Here is a 19,453-nt window from a genome sequence, read left to right as displayed (position 1 = left end):
CGCGATCACGTTGGCCGAGCCGGCCTACCGCGAGTCGGACGAGGTTCGCGTCGACCTCGCTCTCGTGCCTGACTCCGCACGGGTCACCTGATGAGGAGATCGACCGGCTCAGCGCCGCAGGACGTGCCCGCGGGTGTGTCGGCGTTCGTGCAGGCGCTCCGGGACATCAGCCGGGTGAACAGGACGCTGTCGGCCAAGGAGCGGCGCGACCTGCACGACGCGGGTGCCGACGCCGCGGAACGCGGCGTGCCGCTCCGCGAGCTGATCAAGTGGCATCTCGCCGAAGCAGGGCGAACATGGGCGACCTTGCCCGGTGTGCACGCCTCTGCGAACCCCGATGCCTTGAAACACATCGGTGCAGCCTTGTTCCTGGCGGCGGAGGACGCCGTCGGCGAGCTGACCAAGGGGTACGAGGAAAGCCAGCGCTGGACGATGCGCAGGGAGGAGCTGCTGCGCCACGAGTTCATCGACGACCTGCTCACCGGACGCGATCTCGGCCAGCTCGCGGAACGCGCCGAGCGGTACGGGCTGCAGCTCGCCGGCACGAACGTCGTCGCGGCGGCATCCGCAGCTCAGTCGTTCCTCGGCTCGGGTACGGCGACGTCGACCGTCCAGGCCGCGATGAGCCTGCGGTTCAGCTCCCGCCACGTGCTCGTGGCCGCACGCGAGGGCCTGCTGGTGTGCGTCGTCCCGCACGATCTCGTCGGCGCACCCGAGGAGTTCGCGCGTCAGGTTGGTGAGGTCGTGGGACGGAACACCGCCTGGCGGGTCGGTCTCGGTCAGCCGCAGTCCGGTCCTGGTGGCGCGGTCCGCTCCTTCGAACAGGCGCGCAACGCGCTCGACCTGGCCGAACGCCTCGATCTGGCCGACCGGCTCGTCAAAGCCGCGGATCTCCTGGTGTACCAGGTGCTGCTACGGGACAGCGCGGCGCTCGGCGAACTCGTCACCGCCGTGCTCGAGCCGTTGCACGGGGCGCGCGGAGGAGCTGAGCGCCTGGTGGACACGCTGGATGCGTACTTCGCTTCCGGGCGGGTCGCGACCGCTACCGGGAAAGTCCTCGGCATCGGCGTGCGAACGGTCACCTACCGCTTGGACCACGGCAGCTGTGCTGACCAACCCACTTCGACAGTGCCCCCGCCGGGTCCAAGACCACCGTGTCGAACCGACTCCGAGGAGCAGGCTTCCGAGCAGCGCGGCAGGCCGTTGAAGCCGTTGTCCCGGATACAGCGAACGTTCGGGCTGGCTTCGCCACCGTACGGATGATGAACCGCCGACCGTCACAGATCGCGGCACATTGGTGCGCCCACAACAGCCGCCGAAGGTTCCATGCACAGGACTGGCTCGCTCAACCGCGAGGTTCGTGGCGCCGTCAAGTCCGCCGACGCGACGAACTTGCTGCGAGCCCCGCCACGCACACCCGAACGTTCCCGGTCGGCAATCTCAACGCCGACGCGACTGGACATGCGCGATCAGCAGCAGCGCCACCCCCACCGCGGCACATCCCACCGCGGCAGACACCGCCGCACCCGCACCTTGCACGACGGCGGTGCCGGTGACCAGCACAACGGCCACCAAGATGAAGATCGTCGCTTTTCCCGCCACTGTCGCTCCTCGTCGTCACTTGCGAACGCACCCGGCCGTCCCCGCTTGATCTACCGGGCTTGCAGGACGGTCGCGTCGTTCGTCAGGACCGCCTGGCCCATCATCCCAGCGTCGCGTCCCCTTACGGATGGTCACGGCGTAGTCGACGATGATTTGACCCTCCACCGGTCATCCCTCGTGCAGTGAGACGGAACCGTTCCCGCGCAGAGGAGTGAGGAGTGATGCGACACCACATGTCCTGTCAACGCCTCGCCGCTACGACCGGGGCTGCCGCGGTGGTGATGCTCACCTCCGTCGCCAGCGCCTCCTCAGCCGGTGAGTGATCCTGCTGTTCGCCGCGCAGATCCTGCGCATCACCGTCGGCGGTCAAGGCGAGCTGCTCACCTCACTGCCGGCTTCGGCCTGCCGATGGTCCCGTTCACTCCGGAACTCTCACCAGCATCGCTCCCGACGCACTGACGCTGCCGCAGTCGGCCTGCTCGAGTCGCTGCTCACCCGCTTTCGGCGGTATGACGGGCTGCGTGATGGTCAGCCAGTCGACAATCGACGTGAAGTCCGGCCGATCCCGCCCGTCCACCCTCGTGGCCGACATGTTCCTGCCGATCTTCCTCTTCGTTCTCGGCCCGGTCGTCTCGCTGATCTCGATGGCCACACCCCGAGGAGCGAGACCGCAGTGATCGTCGAAACCATCGGCTCCGCCGTCGCCACCCTCGGCGCCGTCACCGCGAGGTTCGCCTCGCACGGCAACGAGGCCGAGATCATCGGCCTCGACCCGCACAGCGAACGGCTGCACACCAAGCTCTCCGCCAGCTCATCAGTTCGCACTGATCCCCGTGCCGGTGTGCGGCGAGGTGGTTGTCGTCATCCCCGTCAGGCTGCCAGCGGTGTTGACGAGGCCCACCAGGCTGAACGCCTGCGGCGTGTTGCCGAGGTGCCGCCGAGTGGCGACGTCGTACTCCTCGCTGAGCAGGCCGACGTCGTTGCGCAGACCGAGCAGCCTCTCGAAAAGCGCCTCGGCTTCCGTCACGCGCCCGATGCCGGACAGCGCGTCAGCAAGCCAGAAGCTGCACGCCAGGAAGACACCCTCCCCGCCGGGCAACCCGTCGACACGGCCTTCGGCCTCCGTGCGGTATCGCAGGATGAGACCGTCCTCCGAGAGCTGCCGCTGAACCGCGTCGACGGTGCTGCGGACACGCGGGTCCTGCCACGGCAGGAAGCCGACGCGGGGTATGAGCAGCAGCGCGGCGTCGACCGCCTGAGAGCCGTAGAACTGCGTGAACGTGCCTTGTTCCCGGTCGTACCCGTGCTCGCACACTTCCCGGTGGATGGTGTCCCGCAGCTGCCGCCAGCGGTCGACCGGTCCGTCCAAACCGTGGTGTTCAACGGTGTGCACGGCGCGGTCCAAGCCGACCCACGCCATCACCTTGGAGTGCACGAAATGCCTGCGCGGGCCCCGGACCTCCCACAGGCTGTTGTCCGGTTCTGACCAATGCCCCTCCAGGTAGTCGAGCAGCGCCCGCTGTACGTCCCAGGCCGTGTCCATGACCGAGATGCCCGCTTCCCGGGCGAGGTGCAGGCTTTCCAGGACTTCGCCCCAGACGTCGAGCTGGAACTGGTCCGCCGCGGCGTTGCCGATGCGCACGGGTGCCGCTCCCGCATAGCCGGACAACCACGGCAGTTCCTGCTCCGGCAACCTCCGTGCGCCGTCGACGCTGTACATGATCTGGAGCTTCGCCGGGTCGCCTGCGACCGCCCGGACGAGCCACTCCCGCCACGCGCGTGCCTCTTCGAGGAAGCCGGTGCCGAGCAGCGCCTGGAGGGTGAACGTCGCGTCGCGCAGCCAGCAGTAGCGGTAGTCCCAGTTGCGCGTGCCGCCGAGTTCCTCGGGCAGTGACGTGGTGGCCGCGGCGACGATTCCGCCCGTCGGAGCGTAGGTCAGCGCCTTCAGCAGGATCAGCGAGCGGCGCACTTCGCGATCCCATCTGCCCTCGTACCGGCAACCGCTGATCCAGGTGCGCCAGTGGCGTTCGGTGTCGCGCAGGGCCTGCTCGGCGTCCACAGCCTGCGGTGTCGGACAGTGTGAAGGCGCGTAGGTGAGCACGAAGGGGATCCGCTGCCCGGCACGCACACTGAACTCGGCACGCGAGCCGGTCTCGTCGAGGGGAACCGGGGTGTGCAGCCACACCGCGTCCGGACCGGCGATCGCGGCAAGCTGACCGTCCTGGCGTCGCACCCACGGTGCGACGTTGCCGTAGTCGAACCGCAGCCGCAGGTCCATGCGCATCGGCACGGAGCCGGAGATCCCTTCCACGATGCGCACCACGTCCGCGGCTTCGCCGCGCGGCGGCATGAAATCGATCACCCGTGCGGTTCCGTCCGGTGTCTCCCACTCGGTCTCGAGGACCAGCGTGTCGTCCCGGTAGCGGCGACGGGTGCACGGCTCGCCGTTCGCCGGCGCCAGCAACCATCGGCCCGCCTCCGCGTCGTCGAGCAACGCGGCGAAGCAGGCGGGTGAGTCGAACCTCGGCAGGCACAGCCAGTCGATGCTGCCACGCCGGTCGACCAAAGCCGCCGTCTGAAGGTCGCCCAGCAGGGCGTAGTCCTCGATCGGCGCCGCGGTCATGAGCCGGCCCCGTCCAGTTCGATGACCACCTTGACCTCCTCGGGACCAGCCTCGAACGCCTCTGCGTAGCGCGTCAGCGGCACCCTGCGGGTGATCAAGGCGTCGAGCCAGCTCTCATCGGCGGCTGCCAGTGCGTCAGCGGCCTGCCGGTAGTGCCGCCGGTTCGCGTTGACCGAACCGATCACGGCATCGTTCTCGAGGACGAGCTCGCGGTTGATCTCCGCCGCGTCGACCCTGATCGGACGCCCGGCTGATGAAACTCCGGTCAGGCACACGACTCCGTAGGCGGCGGTATTGGCGAGCACGTCGAAAACGACGGTGCCCGCACCAGTCGCCTCGACCACCACGTCCGGATGGACACGCTGAGCCACTGCCGCGGCGTCGTCGTGGTGGTAGGTCGCTCCCAGCTTGCGCACCAGATCGGGCTTGGGACCGTCTGTCACGCGATCCAGCACGTGCACCTCCAGTCCCTGCTGGGTGCCCAGCAGCGCGGCGAGCAGCCCGATCGGACCCGCCCCGGTGATCAGCACACGTCGTGGTTCGAACCAGGCCCGCTCCCCGACGCGGTAGATCTGCTCCCAGGCCTTGGCCACGACCGACGTGGGCTCCACGAGAACACCGACTCGTTGCAGCGCAGGAGCGATCTTGACCGCGTAATCGGCTTCCACGCACCACAGTTCGCTCGCGTACCCGTCGAGTTCCTTGATTCCGCGTTCGGTGTACTCACCGTTGCGGCACATGTCGAACTCACCGTGGGCGCATGCTCCGCAGGGGACGGGGTCAGGGCGGCGGACGATGCCCACGACGAGATCGCCTTCGGAGAATCCGGTGTCCGGCCCTGCCATGCGGACCCTGCCCAGCGACTCGTGCCCGATGACGAGGCGCTCGTGCTGCGGTGGTGACCAGCCGTATTCGCCATCGGCTATCTCTTTGTCCGTTCCGCACACGCCCACGGCCAGCCCTTCCACCAGCAACTCGCCACCGGTCGGTTCCGGCTCCGGCAGCTCGGTCAGTGCCAGGGTGTTCGGTTGTCGCGGGATGACCGTGAGAGCGCGCATCAGCGGAGTTCACCTTTCAGGTCAGTGCACATCGGACCTCAGTCGCCGAATGAACGGGCTGGCCAGGGCGATCAGCATGCCGAACGCCACCGCCGCGCCTCCGACGACTGCGAAGTAGGTACCCGCATCGCCAACGTTGTAAAAGGACGCGAGCGATCCCGCGGTGGCCGTACCGAGCGCGATGGACAAGAAGTTCAGAACCACCATCTGCGTGTGGAAGGCTTTGGGCGCCAGCTTGGTGGACAGCGACAATCCGACTGGCGACAACAACAGCTCCGCGATGCCGAACACCGACAGGATGCCCACCAGCGCCAGCAGTGGCGTGGTGTTGCCCCGTTCGCCCGCCATCGGCAAGAACATCAGGAACGCCACACCCACCATCACGGTACCGAGAGCGAACTCGATCGGTGTGGACGGCTGCCGCGTGCCCGGTTGCGGCGTAGTGCAGGTAAATCGTGAGAATGCCTTGCACTCCGTAGAACGAGAAACGTTCCCAGATCTCCACGCCGAAGAGATTCGCCAGCACTCGAGGGCGACCGACGAACGTCCTGCCCTTCGTGCTTGGCGAAGTGCTCACCGCTGTGCCTCCGTGGAGGAGGGCACCGGCCGGCTGCCGGGTGGCGCGCTGTCCGAGACGGGGCAACGCCGCGGGTGACGCAGACCGATTCCTTCCACGGCGGCCTCCACCGGAACGTCTAGTGTGGTGCTGTCGGCTCGCTCGAACTCGAATGTGATCGCGATGTCGGTGCCCGCGCGCACCTTCCGGGAGAGGTCGACCATCTCGAGGTGGTAGGCCAGCAGTGCTCCGCTCAACCTGGTGACCCCACCGTCGGCCAGCAACGGGAGGCGCTCCACCGGTTCTGCCTGGCCGTCGCACTCATTGTCCCAGTGCATGACGATGTCCTTGGCCGCATCGCTGCGAACGCCTATCAGCGCGTCCGCAACCCCGGCACGGTTGAACACAGCGAACTGCACGACCGCGTCGTCACCCTGCTCGTAACCGTCTCCCCCCGGTGGCGTTACGTGGATGTTGCGCAGCAGCACGTCTCCCGCCTCACCATTGGCGCCGACGGTACCGCTCTGCAGCACGCGCTGAGGCGCACCACACGACGCGACCATGAACAGCAGCACGACGACTGTGCCAGTCAACAGCTTCATGTGATTGATCTCCGTCTCAACGCGTGCGAGTGGTGATGCTTACTTCCGAGGTCGCGCCTTCGGTCGATACCTACGAGGCAGCGTCGATCGTGCGAAGAGCAACGTGAGCACCAGCCCTCCGATCGCCAAGGCGACCAACGCGATGTACGCGTCGTTCGGGCCTCGGTTGATCGCCACGAAGAGCAGTCCCACCAGGAAGGCGAGCACTACCGACGCCGCGATGAGCTTCACCCTGTCCAAGGTTCGACCTGGAGGAAGCTCGTCGCCCATTTTCGTTCACCCTTTCATCGAGAACTCAGCTGCCCTTCATGCCGCGCACCGCTTCGCCGACAGTGCCCGATCGAATGCGCCTTCGCTGTGGGCAGCACGACCGGGGTTCCCGGCAGCGCCACATTGAACGGGTGAGATCGCCCCGCAGACGCATACGTGATCGAGTGGTTATCGATTGGCGCAAATGACACTGCTTCATTCCCGCAGCTTCACGATCGGCTCACGACAGTCGAGATCACGTTTGCGCTTTGTACCGCCTGTGCGCGGACACCCGGAGAGCTGGGGATGCGATCAGCCACGACGTTCTGCTCATGCGGCGGCGAGTACCGCCACAGCCCTCCCCCACCTTGGCCATGGCCATCACTCCGCCCTCACCGCCAACCTCCCGCAGTCACGAGCCCGGCCTCGGACCGGATCCGGGCTACGTGCTGCCTGGTGCTGATCGGCGTGCGGAGCGTCGCCTCACCCGAGCAGAGGCGCGGCTCCTGGTTCCGTGGTGGAGAGCGGACGCCGCCGCGAACGTCGTTCGGGACGCCAGGTCGAGACGAGAGCAGCGGCCAGAAGGAGCTCGGCGATGTCACCGCCGTAGTACATGATCTCCGCACCTCCGCGGACCTCGGCGACCGGTGCGTCGATGTGGACCCAGAAGCCGCCGTACATCAGCTGTGAGATCGCGGCGTGCATCGCAATGGCACAGCCGAGGTACACCAGCCGGGTGCGCACACCGGGTCGTGCGGGACCGGGGTCAGGTCCGGCGATGACGTGGGCGAACAACAGCCCCGCGAACAGGAAGTGGACGTGCAGCAGCCAGTGACCGGCCGGACTGCTGGTGATCGCGTCGTGGAGCGGGCTGAAGTAGAGCACCGCGAGGCTGCCCGTGGACAACAGCAGGGCGACAGCCGGATGCGCGAGCAGACGAACCGGAAGGCTGTGGAGCAATGACGTCAGCTTCCGGGCATGCCGCACGGCCGCTGTCCGCAGAACCAAAGTGATGGGCGCACCGAGCACCAGTCCGAGCGGTGCGTACATGCCGATGAGCAGGTGTTGAACCATGTGGCCGCGGAAGTCGCTGTGAGCCCACGACGCGACGGGTGGGGACAAGGCCACGGCGAGCAGGACGATGCCGACGGTGAAGCCGGCAACCCGCCACCTGCTCCAGCCCAGTTCCTGGTTGCGACGGCGAGCGCGACCGACCAGACGCAGATATGCGAGGAGCACGAGCACGAGCAACATGGCGATGCCACCCGCCTCGTGCCCGGACGAATGCACGTCGTGCTCCATCAGGCTTCCTGTGCGATGCCGTCTTCGACGCCGGCGGCCGGACGACCACGGCGCTGGAGCAGGTAGCCGCCGACCAGCAACAGCGCGCCCAGCACGAGGAAACCGATGTCCCACCAGAGTTGGTGTGGACCACCGCGGACGTGGTGCACGCCCAGGAGGTGGTGGTTGATCACACCTTCGACGAGGTTGAACAGGCCCCAGCCGGCCAGGACCCAACCCCACAGGACACGTGAGGTCCACACTTCGCGGCGGTTGTGCGTGATACGTGAGTGCAACACCGCGAGGCCAACCAGTACCGACAGCCAGCACAAGGTGTGGAAGACACCGTCCCAGACCGTGTTCATCTCCAGCCCGGACACGGTCTTCGGGTCGTAGTACTCGACGCCGATGTTGTCGGTGTCGGTGCTGCTGAGCAAGTGGTGCCACTGCAGCAGTTGGTGCAGCAGGATGCCGTCGACGAAACCGCCGAGCCCGGCTCCGAGCAGCATTCCCGGTAGCCGCAGCCTTCTCCGCTCTCCCTCGGCACTGGCCCGGCCTGCCACACCCGTCATCGGCGGGATCCGTTCACCGCGGATGGAGTGCATGGTCCACATCGAAGATCGGTCGACGGCCGCATGCGCACCGACTACCCGCGCACCGGCGCGATAAACGACTCGGGCCGTGCCCGTTCAGGTTTCTTCGAGCGTGTTGGTGAACACGACCAGCTTGTCGTCACCGCGCAGCTGTCCGGCTTCCGGATCCTCGACCCAGATCCGCTGACCGTCCCGCATGATGGCCAGTACGTCATCGCCACACGCCAGCGGCGAGACACCCACCTCGTCCTGCATCACCGGACGTTCCAGCACGGCCCATTCCAGCCCCGGCAACTCGTCGTGCGGGAGGCTTCCCGTCTTGGGTGCCCAGTCGCCGACCCGGTTCAAGACCAGGACGTGGTCAGCACCGAGGAACTCGAGGAGCCCGTGCAGCTCAGTGCTGCGGACCAGAGTGGTGATCGTGGCGGCCTCGTTCAGGCTGCGCACGACCGAGGTGATGCGCAGAGCCAGAGCATCGTTGGGCACCGCGACGACGATGTGGTTCGACGCGTGGGCGCCGGCCGACCGCAGGACCTCCAGGCGCCAGCCTTCACCCTCCACAGCGCGCACACCGTCCACACCGGCCTGGGCAACGCGTTCCGGGTCAGGGTCGACGACGGTGAGTTCCGTGACATGACCTGCGGTGAACAGCGTGCTCAGGACGACACGGCCGCGGGCGCTGTAGCCGATGAGCACGGCGTGTGAGCGCATCGAACGTTCCTCATCTTGGGCGGGCGGGTACCGGCCGCCGATCCTGTCGGCCGGTACCCGGATCTCCCGTGGCGGTTGGCGCGGACGCTCGCCCTGACCGGCTCGCGTCCGCCTCCGCCATTCTGTCGGAAACCTGCTGCGTGCGACCTTGCGAGGCCCTTTCGATGTGATCTCACCGTCGCGGTGAGCGGGAGAGGCGCGGACGCCCGCCGCTCACGCAGTCCCGCCCGCGACGGAGACCGTCACGAGGCCGCCGACCAAATCGATCCTGCTCACCGCCTCCGGAAATCGGAGTTGGTCGCGCACCACTTCCACGCACCACTGGACGACGACCAGTCGAACTCGGTGCACTGACACGAAGCTGTACGGATCATCGGGATGGGCGCAATTTTTGCGCCGCACAAATGTTGTCTAGTCGTTATCGACGCAGACGGGGCAGTAGTGCGGTCCCAACGGCCTGTCAGAGCCCGTCCAACCAGCCTGATCGGCCTGCAACCAGAGCAGATCCCACGCGAACAGACCCGTAGCGCTGGTACGGCGCGACCGCCCGCACCCGTCACACACCAGAATCGTTCCCGCCATGCCGTTGTCGGTGGTGGGCATGCCTGTCACGACTGGTTCTGGCCTCTCGTCGTCTGGGACAGACGCCACCACGACTCGCCAGCAGACGTCTGACCTTCTCCGGCGCACGGAGGCGCGCGCCGACCACGGGCGTTCACCCGCCGCGCCAAGCATGCCTGAAGCGTGCATTTTGCAACCTTACGAACTCCTTGCGAAGGCATACAGCTCCGCCGCCATGCGGTCACCATGACAACGTGATAGAAGCAGCACTGAAAACCAACGAGGAAAAGCGGCACATGGATTTCTCCGTGCTGCTCGTGGACGACGACGAGCGCATCCGGCAGGCACTCGGCCTGGCCCTCGCGGACGAGGGCTTCGCCGTGGACGAGGCCGTCTCGGGCGAGGACGCCTTGAGCCGGCTCGACACCGGCTCGTTCGACGTCGTCCTGCTCGATCTCATGCTGCCCGGTGTGGATGGTTTGCAGGTGTGCAGGAGGCTGCGTGCCCAGGGCGATCTGCCGATCATCATCGTGACGGCACGCACCGACACACCGGACGTCATCGCGGGGCTGGAGGCCGGCGCGGACGACTACGTGACCAAGCCGCTGGTGGCAAGCGAACTGGCCGCGCGCATCCGGGCGCTGTTGCGACGCCGGGGCGGTCCGAGGGAGAACCTCTCCTACCGCGTCGAAGACCTGGAGATCTGGCCGGACGAGGGCGTCGTCCACCGCGGCGGCGAGGAGATCAAGCTGACCCGGACGGAGTTCCGCCTGCTCGCCGAGCTGGCTGCGGCGGGCGGGCGCATAGTCACCAGGGAGCAACTGTTGCAGCGGGTGTGGGGATATGACTACTACGGCGACACGCGGCTGCTCGACGTGCACATCCGCAGGCTCCGCACCAAGGTCGAGCACAATGCCGACGACCCGGTGCTCGTGCTGACGGTGCGCGGATCCGGCTACAAGATTGGCCCACCGAGGTGATGGTGCCCCGGCTCTCGCTGCGCTGGAGAGTGGCCGCCGCGTTGGGCCTGGGTTCGCTGCTCGTCACCAGCCTGCTGGCGATCGCGACGTGGAACCTGGCGTCGGACTACATGCTCAGGCAGCGGGTGCAGGCCACCACACGCCAGGCGGAGGTCAACCTGCGGCTGGTCGAAGGGGCCGTCCGCACCAACTCCGACGGGCTGACCGAACTGCTGACCGGTCTCACCACCAACCCGGACTCGACGATCATGCTGTTCCGCGGGAACGAGGTGCTGACGAGCGGACGGCAGGTCGACCCCGCCGTAGTACCCGAGGATCTGATCGCGATGGCACGCGAAGGCACCCCTGCCAGACAACGTCTCAGCGCTGACGGCATCCCGGTGATCGCCGTGGCCCAATCACTGGCAGACGGGCAGGGCGTCTACGTCGAGCTCTTCCAGCTCGTCCAGCTCGACCGCACGTTCCGGTTCCTCAGTGGTCTGCTGATCGCCGGAACAGTGCTCAGCGGCATGATCGGCGTGGCACTCGGCTCGTGGGCGAGCAAGCGCGCGCTGAGACCGCTGACCGAGCTGACCGCCGCCGCGTCGCGCATTGCCGGCGGCGACCTCAAGGCACGGCTGCCGGACCAGACAGACCCCGACCTCGGTCCCCTCGCCAGCACGTTCAACACCACCGCCGACGCGTTGGAGCAACGCGTGCTGCGCGACGCCAGGTTCGCGGGCGACGTCAGCCACGAACTCCGCTCACCCCTCACGACGATGGTCAACGCCGCCGCGGTGCTCCGGCGCAGGCAGGCTGAACTGCCCGGCACTGCGGGCAAGGCGCTCGGCCTGCTCACCTCCGAGGTCGACAGATTCGCCCGCATGGTGGTCGACCTGATGGAGATCAGCCGAGCCGACCAGGACGGTGACCGGGAGGACTTCGAGCCACTCGACGTCGGCGGCCTCGTGCTCGGCGCCGCGGCCTCGCGGCTGAGCGAGGCGGTCGAGATCGTCGTCGAACCGCCGCCACCTCTGGTGCTCGGCGATCGACGCCGTCTCGACCGGGTGATCGGCAACCTCATCGAGAACGCCGAGCAACACGCCGGGGGCGCGATCCGGCTCGCCGTACTCCACCAGAACGGCAACGTCCGGCTCGAGGTCGACGACGCGGGACCAGGTGTGCCGCGTGACATGAGGACCCAGGTGTTCGAACGCTTCACCCGTGGCGCCAGAGCAGGGAGCCGCGGTGCCGACACCGGCAGCGGACTCGGACTGGCGCTCGTCGCCGAGCACGTTCGCCGCCATCATGGCACGGTGTGGGTGGAGAACCGCCCTGGCGGCGGAGCGCGATTCGTCGTGGAACTTCCGGAGGCCGTCGCATGAGAACCGTCCTGGCCGCGACCGCGTGCTTCCTCACTGCCGCGTGCGGAGTGTCCACACAGGATGAACCAGAGCCGCTGGGCACGCCAACCGTGCACAGCGAGGCGGCTACGCCCGTCGTGACGCAACGACGTCATTCGACGCCAGCGACCACTTCAACCACCCCCACCTCGCCGAGTGTGCCCGCCACCCCGACGGCGCCCACACCCTCACCCGGCGCGGCAAGCGATCGTTAGCCACTCGTCAGGCGCACCGGCGGGAAATTCGGCCAGTATGGAAGGAATCCGCCGGAAGGACGCACCTGTTGAGCCAAAGCCGTTCCATGCCAGCCGACGCGGACGCCGTTTTCGACGTCCTCTCCGATCTCGACAACATGGCCACCTGGCTGCCTGACCCCATCGAGGTCGAGTTGTTCGGTCCGCGCCTGATTCGCCTCTGGTTGCCCGGTCTGCACGCCGACGTGGACGTCGAGCGGCAGGTCACCATCGACTGGGATCGGCTGCGCATCAGCTGGGGCAGCGAAACCACGACCAGTTGCAACGGCATCGTCCAAGTACTCCGGCTCACCGCTGGTCGCAGCGCGGTGCACGTGCGGCTGACAGGCCCACCCGGAGCGTCGCGGAGCGCGGTCGACACCTGGGTCCACGCAGCGCTCGACGCTCTCGAATCGGTTGTGGCGGCCGAGTGCCATACCAAACGAGCAATGCATTAACCCGCCCGGTGATCACGCCACCGTGGTCGCGGCACGGGCGTCGTCGGTGCTCACCGAGGCCGTGCTCACGACCGGGGTTCCACTGGTTGCCGTTGTTCGTGGACGCTACGGCGAGTGCTGAAGCGCTGGGGGATCGGTACGGAGGTTCGCCGGCAGCTCGATCGGTGCGATCGCCGCCCACCAGGTCAGCACCTCCTGGCCCTCACCGGCGCCGGCCGGACGGCTCCCCGAGGCCTGAGCCTCAGCGCACATCGCCCGTCAGCGTGCGGATGAACGCGCCGGACGGGCGAGGGCACCCTCGAAATCGACCGCGACACCGCCGACGATGCCGGAACTCGACGCCGATTCCGCTCACCCGGCGCGCGGAGGACGCGATCTCAGATCCTGGTGTTGTCAGCTCCGGGACGAACCGGCCCGACCTCCAGCAACGGACCGTCCAGCGGCTACGCGCACGCCGTGGCGTCGTGTCCGACGAACTCCGGTTGGGTGCTGTTCGGCGGGTAGATGCGCAAGCCGCCGGCACGCACCTTTTCACAATCCGGCGTCTTGCGTGGCGCGTTGGACAGGAACAGGGCTGCGGACGCGGTTCCCCCGGGAGCCAGGGTCACCACTGGCCCGTCGAGGTGGCGCTCCGCCGGCAGACCGATCTGCTCTCCGCCCTCACCGGTGACATAAGAGACACCCGGTGCCCCATGCAAAGTGCACGGTTGTGCGGTGGTGTTGGTGAAGCGCAGTGGCACGTGGGCGCCCTGCATGTCGTTGTTGCCGGGGCCCAGATGCACGCGCAGCCCAGCGGTCACGCACTTCTCCGCCACTTCGGCATCGCGCGAAGGCTCGGCGTCCATGCTGCTGGATGTAGCGGCCGGTTTGTTCGCCGTGGCGGCACCGCACGCGCCTGATAGTGCGACCACCAACGACAACGCGGCGGTCGACAGTCCTGTTCGAGTGGTGTTGTCAAACATTCGCTCGCTCCTGTTTTCGCCGTCGGGTTCGCTTTACGGATACCCCGGCCGCCTGGCCAGGTCTCGGCCCGTCAGATAGCCGCAAGGTCGGACCACCCGATCGGGTTGAGTACGAGTCAGCCACCACCGGTACGTTTCGCACGGTGGTCAAGCGGCACGGCAGCGTTTTCGCGGGTGTGCCGGCGTGGACCTCCGTCATCGCGTCGAACCAAGTGAGAGCGGGCAGTGTCCCGCCGTGGAGATCGCCGGTCAGGCACAGCACCGGGCCTGCACTCCCCCGCGTTACCCGTCTTGTCGATCATCGACCTGGTCCACCCGTGGCGTCGGGCCGCGTTCGCCGCGGTGCCCAGTCCTCGTCATCGCTCAGGGCCGCGGCCAGTGCGTTGGCGACCGGCTCCGGCACGGCCTGCTCGCACGGTGGCACCGGAAGCTTCAAGCCTTGCCGTGCCGGTCGACCACCTGGGCTGTCGACGTCGGCTCACACCGGGTGCCGCCACTGACGACAGGATCGGCGGGTCACACACCCGTTGGGCAACCGACGTAACGGTGTGCACGCTCAGGGCGTCTTCTTGGCCCTTTCCGCCGAGTCGCGGCGCACCATGCCGTAGCCCGCCATGCAGTCGATGACGAGGTTGCGGCGCTGCAGGGCGACCTCCGGAACTGTTCGAGGTTCGGGGCGGCCGGACTGCTCACGAGCGCGGCGAGAAGAGCGGCTTGCGGCACGGTCAAATCCTCCGGCGTGGTGCCGAAGTACGTATGCGCCGCTGCCGCGACGCCATGGGTCCAGGCTCCGAACGGCACCGTGTTGAGGTAGCGGGTCAAAATCTCCTGCGGCCACCTTGCGGCCGTCCCGGAGAAGCTGTTGCTCGGGTAGTCGTCGTCCGGCCGTCGGCGGCGGTGAGTGGCATCAGCACCGCCAAGGCTTCCGTCGCCAGAACTGGCACCGATGTGTCGTCTGCGTGCAGCGGGGTAGGCGTCAGCATGCTCTTCGACTCCTGGACCGGACTGCTGCGAGTGGTGATCGTCGGCATATGCGCCTACACGGCGCTCGTGCTCCTGCTGCGGCTGTCGGGCAAGCGGACCTTGGCCAAGATGAACGCCTTCGACCTCGTGGTGACCGTGGCGCTCGGCTCTACCCTGGCCACCGTCCTGCTCACTTCCGACGTAGCACTCGCCGAGGGTGTCCTGGCGCTGGCGCTGCTCGTCGGCGCGCAGTTCGCCGTCGCCTGGACCTCGGTGCGGCTACCGCTGGTCCGTCGAACGGTGAAATCCTCCCCCACTTTGCTGGTGTGGCGGGGAAGTCTGCGCGACGACGTGCTGCGTGACCAGCGGGTCAACCGTGCCGAAGTGCTCCAGGCCGTACGCGCGCAGGGACTGGGCGGACTCGACCAGGTCGCGGCGGTCGTTCTGGAGACCGACGGCACCTTCAGCGTCGTCCCCATCAGCTCTGCCGGAAGCCTCGACACACTCGACAACGTGCCGGATGTGCCGTGTGACCGATTCACCGGGCGCCGCCAGGCCGATCGCGAGCCGTGTTGAGCCGATCGCTTCAAAATGCGCGATCGCGGCGTCAACGATGCCGGTGAAAACACGGTCTGGGCCGTCCACGCGAGGAAGCTGGATCGGCAGGCCGGGGTATTCCCCGGTCCGCCGGAGGTACGCGTCCAGCAGGCAGACTCACCGTTCGGACGTCTCCCGGTCTTCGCGGTTCCGATAGGTGATCGCGGCACTCAAGCCAGCCATGATCACTTGCAGAGCGGTGACGGAGGTACCAGGCAGCAAGCTGTCCACGCCGACGACAGTCCGCGGTTCCGCCGCATCTCCCGGTTCTCGCACCACGACCACCGGACGCTCACACCGGTGCAGTGATCGAACCAGCCGAGAACCGGTCGAGTCTGCTCGGCCCTGTCGGCCCGACCACGACCACGGCTGCGGAGCCGGACGCTTCAACCACCATGCCCGCCGGATCGCCGAGCTCAACCAACGTCTCGATCTCCACGCCCGGACGACGCTCCTGGCATCGTCCCTTGACCTTTTGCAGCAGAGACTCTCCCCATTCGCGCAGCGGTTCATGACCGAGCACTGCCGCAGGGATCGGTTTGGTATTGCTACCGCCGCTTGTGCACTACGTGACCTCTCTGCATCGCCTGCAACGCCGTGACCGCGAGGGGCTGAAGCACGGCATCGGGACCGGCATTCTCAAACGCGAGCCGAACGGATGTTCCTCGATGTGCACCAGCCGCTCGGCCGTGACGCCTCACCTACGCCGGTGCAGCGGTGCCGAAGAAGCCGAACGAATCGGGGGCAGCCGGCGGTTTCTCCAGCCCCGGTCCCGCCCAGGACGCAGACGGATCTTCTTAGCCGTCGACGAAATCGAAGTACGCCCGCAAACCCGCCACCTCGAACACGTGTTGCACGACGTCACCACCTTTCAGCGACAACGGGACGCCACGTTCGCGCGCGTCGTTGCTCGCCGCCACCAGCACATTCAGGCCACTGGCCGACAGGAACCTCAGCTTCGACATGTCGATGACGAGCCGCCGCGACTCTTCAAGATGCGTGTGCAGCTGTGCGGCCAAGTCGCAGGTCGTCGACATGTCAACCTCACCGATCAGCTCGACGATCGTCCGTGTCGGCTCAGGCCGGCTGCTGCGCACCCGCAGCATCCGCTGAGACGCCGTGGTGCTGTCGCAACCTCGCAACGTCATCCGCTCGGACTCGGCGAGTTCAAGGAGACATGGCATGGCGCGCTTCCAATCGTCTCGATGGAACGATCTGGGTCACGGATGCCAACCGTAGCCCTTCTCTGCCCACGCACCACTTTTCCTGCACGTCAGGCATGAACTTGAAATGGACTCGTTGAACAATGCAGATCGTCGTTACGATCACGCAAAGTTTGCTCGGTGCATCCTTCTGATCCGGATCGTCAGCCACTCGTCAGGTCACGAGGCGGTGACTTGACGCAAGATGGACGTGAACGAGGACGTGAGGAGGAAGCAGGATGGCTGTCGAAGCCGAACGATCCGACAGGCACGTCATGGAGGTGACGAACGGGCTTGCAGCGGAGTTCAGCGGTGTCATCGCCCGGCCCGTCGTGACAAGGACTGTCCTGGAGGCCCGCGATGATCTCGAGGGACAGATCGTTCCCGAAGCTCTCAGCGAGATGTTGCACCAGCTCGCCCGCCATCGTCTGGGCAGCCTGTGCTCGGCAGGGAGGGCTACAGCGCGTTGCGGCTTCTGAAGGAGCCCTCCTTCAGCCACGTGCTCCGCTACCTGTGATCACTCATCCGACGCAGCGAACGTGGCACCGCTCTGCAAAGCTGACATCGTGCGCCGCGTGCTGCTCGGCAGCGGCGGCAACCTTCGCCTCCCCGCTCTGCTGCTCCTGCTGGTGGCAGCGCCGGCGGCGGTGCTCGCCTTGACGACTTGGGACAGCTAGATCGCGATGGCGATCATTGCGATCCTCCTCGCCGGATTGCTCGCGGTGGCCATCAGTTACCGATGTCCAAGGCGTCACGGAGTCAAGACCTCCGGGCGTCGTTCTCACTCTGGCGCGGGCACGCACTCCGTCGGGCGATTGCCCGCACCGCACCGCCTGCCGGACCGAGGCCAGGTCGTCGTCGTGGCCTCCTCACAATCGCGTCGGCTTCAAGTGAACTCCGCGTTTCCGGTTGCCTCGCAAGACAGAGAACGCTGAGTCAGCCGAGTGCTCCACCAGCTGAACAACGCCTCATCGCTGCAATGAGAGCTGTCGACGCCACACCTGCGGCTTGTGGGGCGGTGCGCAGGGGAATCACCCTCCCGCCCAGCCGACCAAGCCCGACGAGCGACTGGAAAGGTCCGCACACCGGTCGTCGACCTAGCGCAAATCCCCCGATCCGACCAGCATGCCGGCAATCGTTCAGTCCGGCCGAACGCGGGAACGGGCTCGTCACGGAGATCCTGGAGATGCGGGCACAACAAGGCGGTCGATTGTGATGGGCCTCCTCCCGGTCTCGTAGCAGGCTCCGGGTGGCCGCGTAGGACGGATCCACAATCGTCACGTTCACCGTCCGCGCGAACCGCTGTCACCGTCACCATCTGGATTTCCAGAGCCCGGACCGGAGCGGCACAGTCTCCGGCACGCAGTTCTGAGGCGATGGGAGACGACGGAGAGGATGGCGACCGTGGCCGAACCAACGGACGACGAGCCGGACTACCGCTTCACGCTCGCCAACGAGCGCACCTTCCTCGCGTGGATCCGCACTCCCCTGGGCCTGCTCGTCGCCGGTGTGGCGGTACGTCAGTTCGTACCGCCGTTCGACGTTCCCGGCGCCACAACCGCGCTGGCTCTGATGTGCGTGATTCTCGCCGCCGCTGTCGCCGTCAGCAGCTATCCCCGGTGGCGGCGCGTTCAGCAGGCGATGCGGGCGGGTGCGCCACTGCCGCGAAGTCGGCTGGTCGGCGTGCTCGCGGGCGGAGTGCTGCTCATGGCCCTGTTCGACGCAGCGCCGGTGGTGCTCGGGTGAACCGAGACCTCGGCCTGCAATCCGAACGCACGGACCTCGCCCGGAACCGCTCCGCACTCGCTTCAGCCGCGTGCCCATTGCTGCCGGTGAGCGCCGCGGCGCGACACGGGCGGGGCCTGGCGACGCTTCCTGCGGTGCGCACCGCTGGATTGTCACTCGCCCTGGTTCTGTCCGGCCGGCGCCGACGGCTCGACGCGCGGCCTCCAGTTCTGCTCGCCCTCGCACTGCTGGTCACCGGCGCCTGCTTGTCGGCGCTGCCGCCGGTGCTCGGAGGCAGACTTCGAGCTCATCATGACGATGGCGCCAGGGGGCAGCTGCGGTCGCATCGCCTGCTCGCCAGGCAGTGCAATCACCAACTGTGCGGCTGACGTCGGGTAGATAGGCCGTGTTCTGCCAGACAGTGCCGCTCCCCACCGGATAAGCCGTAGTAGAGGTTGATCAGGACCTGAGGGCGCGCTCAAAGCGCCCCCGCTGGCCCGAGGTGCGGGCCAGCGGGAAGCCCGATCAGGCGATGGTCAATGTGATGGGGCCGGACTCGCTGGTGACTCCGGATCCGAGGCAGTCGAGGATGTTCGGCGTCACGAGGGTGGTCACCTGGATCACCGTGCTGTCCTTGAACAGTCCCGAGGTAACGGTGCCGGTCTCTGTGCGCACGGTCTGGCCGCCGACGTTCGTGATGGTTCGGGTGTAGCTGTACTCGCTCTTCTGGCCCGTGCTCCACTCGATTTCCCGGGTGCCCGTGCCGGGCGCCGCCAGGGTCAGGCACGACAGGGTCGTGACACGTCGTTCCTCGGTCACGCCGAAAGTCACCTGCGGGTTGCTCAGGGAGATGCACGGCGCGAAATGGCGTGTCAGGTGCACATGGACCGGCCGTTCGGTGAGGGTGAGACCTGGGTTGTACGTGGTGATCTGCGTGCCCCCGCAATTGACGTCGCCACCGCCCACGGCGTTCGCGGGCGTGGTCACGCCACACAGCACCCCCACGGCGAGTGCGGTCGCACTCAGCGAAGCGGCGATCCGGTTCCTGGTCATGACGGTGCTCCTGTTCTGAGATGCGGACGCCGGTGAACCCGAGTGATCCGCTCGTGGCTCAG

Annotated in this window: 24 protein-coding genes; 8 read left to right on the top strand and 16 right to left on the bottom strand. The window is 67.1% G+C overall.

Annotation, left to right across the window (positions count from 1 at the left end; translation table 11 throughout):
• Positions 1-90 precede the first annotated feature (90 nt).
• A complete protein-coding gene (locus BMW88_RS15255) occupies positions 91-1,263 on the top strand; it encodes a PucR family transcriptional regulator (protein ID WP_143116086.1) in 1,173 nt (390 codons plus the stop codon).
• Between the two features lie 177 nt (positions 1,264-1,440).
• Here BMW88_RS15255 and BMW88_RS41865 read toward each other — a convergent pair whose 3' ends face one another.
• The 10 genes from BMW88_RS41865 to BMW88_RS15210 form a co-directional block, all read right to left on the bottom strand.
• Positions 1,441-1,602: a hypothetical protein gene (locus BMW88_RS41865; protein WP_177221120.1), complete on the bottom strand. Its 162-nt coding sequence runs from the start codon at positions 1,600-1,602 to the stop codon at positions 1,441-1,443.
• 241 nt (positions 1,603-1,843) lie between these two features.
• Positions 1,844-1,972 (bottom strand): hypothetical protein, encoded by a 129-nt coding sequence (locus BMW88_RS44000; RefSeq protein ID WP_281249404.1) that lies wholly within the window; start codon positions 1,970-1,972, stop codon positions 1,844-1,846.
• Between the two features lie 48 nt (positions 1,973-2,020).
• Positions 2,021-2,380 carry a hypothetical protein gene (locus BMW88_RS15250; protein ID WP_143116085.1) on the bottom strand — a complete coding sequence of 120 codons (360 nt, stop codon included), beginning with the start codon at positions 2,378-2,380 and terminating at the stop codon, positions 2,021-2,023.
• A gap of 36 nt (positions 2,381-2,416) precedes the next feature.
• The gene (locus tag BMW88_RS15245; RefSeq protein ID WP_089951378.1) at positions 2,417-4,225 is read right to left on the bottom strand and encodes a glycoside hydrolase family 15 protein; all 1,809 of its coding nucleotides are present in this window, start codon (positions 4,223-4,225) and stop codon (positions 2,417-2,419) included.
• The gene (locus BMW88_RS15240) at positions 4,222-5,193 is read right to left on the bottom strand and encodes a glucose 1-dehydrogenase (RefSeq protein WP_245777796.1); all 972 of its coding nucleotides are present in this window, start codon (positions 5,191-5,193) and stop codon (positions 4,222-4,224) included. Before BMW88_RS15240 ends, BMW88_RS15245 begins: the two co-directional genes overlap by 4 nt.
• A 111-nt stretch (positions 5,194-5,304) precedes the next feature.
• On the bottom strand, positions 5,305-5,655 hold the full coding sequence (locus BMW88_RS15235; RefSeq protein WP_245777795.1) for a hypothetical protein: 351 nt from the start codon (positions 5,653-5,655) through the stop codon (positions 5,305-5,307).
• Positions 5,656-5,856: 201 nt separating this feature from the next.
• Positions 5,857-6,441, bottom strand: a complete 585-nt coding sequence (locus tag BMW88_RS15230) for a copper chaperone PCu(A)C (protein WP_089951376.1) — start codon at positions 6,439-6,441, stop codon at positions 5,857-5,859.
• A gap of 732 nt (positions 6,442-7,173) precedes the next feature.
• The gene (locus BMW88_RS15220; RefSeq protein ID WP_089951374.1) at positions 7,174-7,992 is read right to left on the bottom strand and encodes a cytochrome c oxidase assembly protein; all 819 of its coding nucleotides are present in this window, start codon (positions 7,990-7,992) and stop codon (positions 7,174-7,176) included.
• On the bottom strand, positions 7,992-8,576 hold the full coding sequence (locus BMW88_RS15215; RefSeq protein ID WP_245777794.1) for a DUF2243 domain-containing protein: 585 nt from the start codon (positions 8,574-8,576) through the stop codon (positions 7,992-7,994). The genes BMW88_RS15220 and BMW88_RS15215 overlap by 1 nt, the downstream gene beginning before the upstream one ends.
• Positions 8,577-8,660: 84 nt before the next feature.
• A complete protein-coding gene (locus BMW88_RS15210) occupies positions 8,661-9,275 on the bottom strand; it encodes an NAD(P)-binding protein (RefSeq protein ID WP_089951373.1) in 615 nt (204 codons plus the stop codon).
• A gap of 857 nt (positions 9,276-10,132) precedes the next feature.
• Here BMW88_RS15210 and BMW88_RS15205 point away from each other — a divergent pair.
• From BMW88_RS15205 to BMW88_RS15195, 3 genes are all read left to right on the top strand, one after another.
• Positions 10,133-10,816 (top strand): response regulator transcription factor, encoded by a 684-nt coding sequence (locus BMW88_RS15205; protein WP_089951372.1) that lies wholly within the window; start codon positions 10,133-10,135, stop codon positions 10,814-10,816.
• Positions 10,816-12,180, top strand: a complete 1,365-nt coding sequence (locus BMW88_RS15200) for a sensor histidine kinase (RefSeq protein ID WP_089951371.1) — start codon at positions 10,816-10,818, stop codon at positions 12,178-12,180. Before BMW88_RS15205 ends, BMW88_RS15200 begins: the two co-directional genes overlap by 1 nt.
• A gap of 319 nt (positions 12,181-12,499) precedes the next feature.
• Complete coding sequence (locus tag BMW88_RS15195; RefSeq protein ID WP_089951370.1) at positions 12,500-12,889, top strand: SRPBCC family protein; 390 nt, start codon at positions 12,500-12,502, stop codon at positions 12,887-12,889.
• 443 nt (positions 12,890-13,332) lie between these two features.
• Here BMW88_RS15195 and BMW88_RS15190 read toward each other — a convergent pair whose 3' ends face one another.
• Together BMW88_RS15190 and BMW88_RS43255 are read right to left on the bottom strand one after the other, a co-directional pair.
• Positions 13,333-13,851, bottom strand: a complete 519-nt coding sequence (locus BMW88_RS15190) for a DUF4232 domain-containing protein (protein ID WP_089951369.1) — start codon at positions 13,849-13,851, stop codon at positions 13,333-13,335.
• A gap of 516 nt (positions 13,852-14,367) precedes the next feature.
• Positions 14,368-14,673: a transglycosylase domain-containing protein gene (locus BMW88_RS43255; RefSeq protein WP_425434658.1), complete on the bottom strand. Its 306-nt coding sequence runs from the start codon at positions 14,671-14,673 to the stop codon at positions 14,368-14,370.
• Between the two features lie 159 nt (positions 14,674-14,832).
• Between BMW88_RS43255 and BMW88_RS15180 the strand changes: the two genes are divergently transcribed.
• Positions 14,833-15,390 (top strand): DUF421 domain-containing protein, encoded by a 558-nt coding sequence (locus tag BMW88_RS15180; protein WP_089951368.1) that lies wholly within the window; start codon positions 14,833-14,835, stop codon positions 15,388-15,390.
• Between the two features lie 313 nt (positions 15,391-15,703).
• Here BMW88_RS15180 and BMW88_RS41860 read toward each other — a convergent pair whose 3' ends face one another.
• Together BMW88_RS41860 and BMW88_RS15175 are read right to left on the bottom strand one after the other, a co-directional pair.
• Positions 15,704-15,850, bottom strand: coding sequence for a hypothetical protein (locus tag BMW88_RS41860; protein ID WP_177221119.1), 147 nt, complete (start codon positions 15,848-15,850; stop codon positions 15,704-15,706).
• Between the two features lie 358 nt (positions 15,851-16,208).
• Positions 16,209-16,517 (bottom strand): STAS domain-containing protein, encoded by a 309-nt coding sequence (locus tag BMW88_RS15175; protein WP_177221118.1) that lies wholly within the window; start codon positions 16,515-16,517, stop codon positions 16,209-16,211.
• A 335-nt stretch (positions 16,518-16,852) separates the two neighbouring features.
• Between BMW88_RS15175 and BMW88_RS15170 the strand changes: the two genes are divergently transcribed.
• The 3 genes from BMW88_RS15170 (at position 16,853) to BMW88_RS15165 (ending at position 18,359) form a co-directional block, all read left to right on the top strand.
• Entirely contained in the window at positions 16,853-17,092 is a 240-nt protein-coding gene (locus tag BMW88_RS15170; protein WP_089951366.1) for a hypothetical protein, read from the top strand.
• A 60-nt stretch (positions 17,093-17,152) separates the two neighbouring features.
• The gene (locus BMW88_RS41855; protein ID WP_177221117.1) at positions 17,153-17,290 is read left to right on the top strand and encodes a hypothetical protein; all 138 of its coding nucleotides are present in this window, start codon (positions 17,153-17,155) and stop codon (positions 17,288-17,290) included.
• 718 nt (positions 17,291-18,008) lie between these two features.
• Entirely contained in the window at positions 18,009-18,359 is a 351-nt protein-coding gene (locus BMW88_RS15165) for a YidH family protein (RefSeq protein WP_089951365.1), read from the top strand.
• A 152-nt stretch (positions 18,360-18,511) separates the two neighbouring features.
• On the opposite strand, the gene BMW88_RS41850 is transcribed toward BMW88_RS15165, so the two are convergent.
• A complete protein-coding gene (locus BMW88_RS41850; RefSeq protein ID WP_177221116.1) occupies positions 18,512-18,685 on the bottom strand; it encodes a hypothetical protein in 174 nt (57 codons plus the stop codon).
• Between the two features lie 178 nt (positions 18,686-18,863).
• On the bottom strand, positions 18,864-19,391 hold the full coding sequence (locus BMW88_RS15160; RefSeq protein ID WP_089951364.1) for a hypothetical protein: 528 nt from the start codon (positions 19,389-19,391) through the stop codon (positions 18,864-18,866).
• Positions 19,392-19,453 lie beyond the last annotated feature (62 nt).

The organism is Lentzea xinjiangensis (assembly GCF_900110955.1).
Classification (GTDB): domain Bacteria; phylum Actinomycetota; class Actinomycetes; order Mycobacteriales; family Pseudonocardiaceae; genus Lentzea; species Lentzea xinjiangensis.
This window is presented reverse-complemented; position numbering and strand designations above follow the sequence as displayed.

Coding starts and splice junctions, on each gene's coding strand:
- BMW88_RS15165 (WP_089951365.1), top strand. CDS start 18,009: ATGGCGACCGTGGCCGAACCAACGGACGACGAGCCGGACTACCGCTTC.
- BMW88_RS15205 (WP_089951372.1), top strand. CDS start 10,133: ATGGATTTCTCCGTGCTGCTCGTGGACGACGACGAGCGCATCCGGCAG.
- BMW88_RS15245 (WP_089951378.1), bottom strand. CDS start 4,225: ATGACCGCGGCGCCGATCGAGGACTACGCCCTGCTGGGCGACCTTCAG.
- BMW88_RS15160 (WP_089951364.1), bottom strand. CDS start 19,391: ATGACCAGGAACCGGATCGCCGCTTCGCTGAGTGCGACCGCACTCGCC.
- BMW88_RS15175 (WP_177221118.1), bottom strand. CDS start 16,517: ATGCTGCGGGTGCGCAGCAGCCGGCCTGAGCCGACACGGACGATCGTC.
- BMW88_RS15195 (WP_089951370.1), top strand. CDS start 12,500: ATGCCAGCCGACGCGGACGCCGTTTTCGACGTCCTCTCCGATCTCGAC.
- BMW88_RS15180 (WP_089951368.1), top strand. CDS start 14,833: ATGCTCTTCGACTCCTGGACCGGACTGCTGCGAGTGGTGATCGTCGGC.
- BMW88_RS15220 (WP_089951374.1), bottom strand. CDS start 7,992: ATGGAGCACGACGTGCATTCGTCCGGGCACGAGGCGGGTGGCATCGCC.
- BMW88_RS41850 (WP_177221116.1), bottom strand. CDS start 18,685: ATGCGACCGCAGCTGCCCCCTGGCGCCATCGTCATGATGAGCTCGAAG.
- BMW88_RS15210 (WP_089951373.1), bottom strand. CDS start 9,275: ATGCGCTCACACGCCGTGCTCATCGGCTACAGCGCCCGCGGCCGTGTC.
- BMW88_RS15230 (WP_089951376.1), bottom strand. CDS start 6,441: ATGAAGCTGTTGACTGGCACAGTCGTCGTGCTGCTGTTCATGGTCGCG.
- BMW88_RS15215 (WP_245777794.1), bottom strand. CDS start 8,576: ATGCACTCCATCCGCGGTGAACGGATCCCGCCGATGACGGGTGTGGCA.
- BMW88_RS15255 (WP_143116086.1), top strand. CDS start 91: ATGAGGAGATCGACCGGCTCAGCGCCGCAGGACGTGCCCGCGGGTGTG.
- BMW88_RS15200 (WP_089951371.1), top strand. CDS start 10,816: ATGGTGCCCCGGCTCTCGCTGCGCTGGAGAGTGGCCGCCGCGTTGGGC.
- BMW88_RS15170 (WP_089951366.1), top strand. CDS start 16,853: ATGGCTGTCGAAGCCGAACGATCCGACAGGCACGTCATGGAGGTGACG.
- BMW88_RS15190 (WP_089951369.1), bottom strand. CDS start 13,851: ATGTTTGACAACACCACTCGAACAGGACTGTCGACCGCCGCGTTGTCG.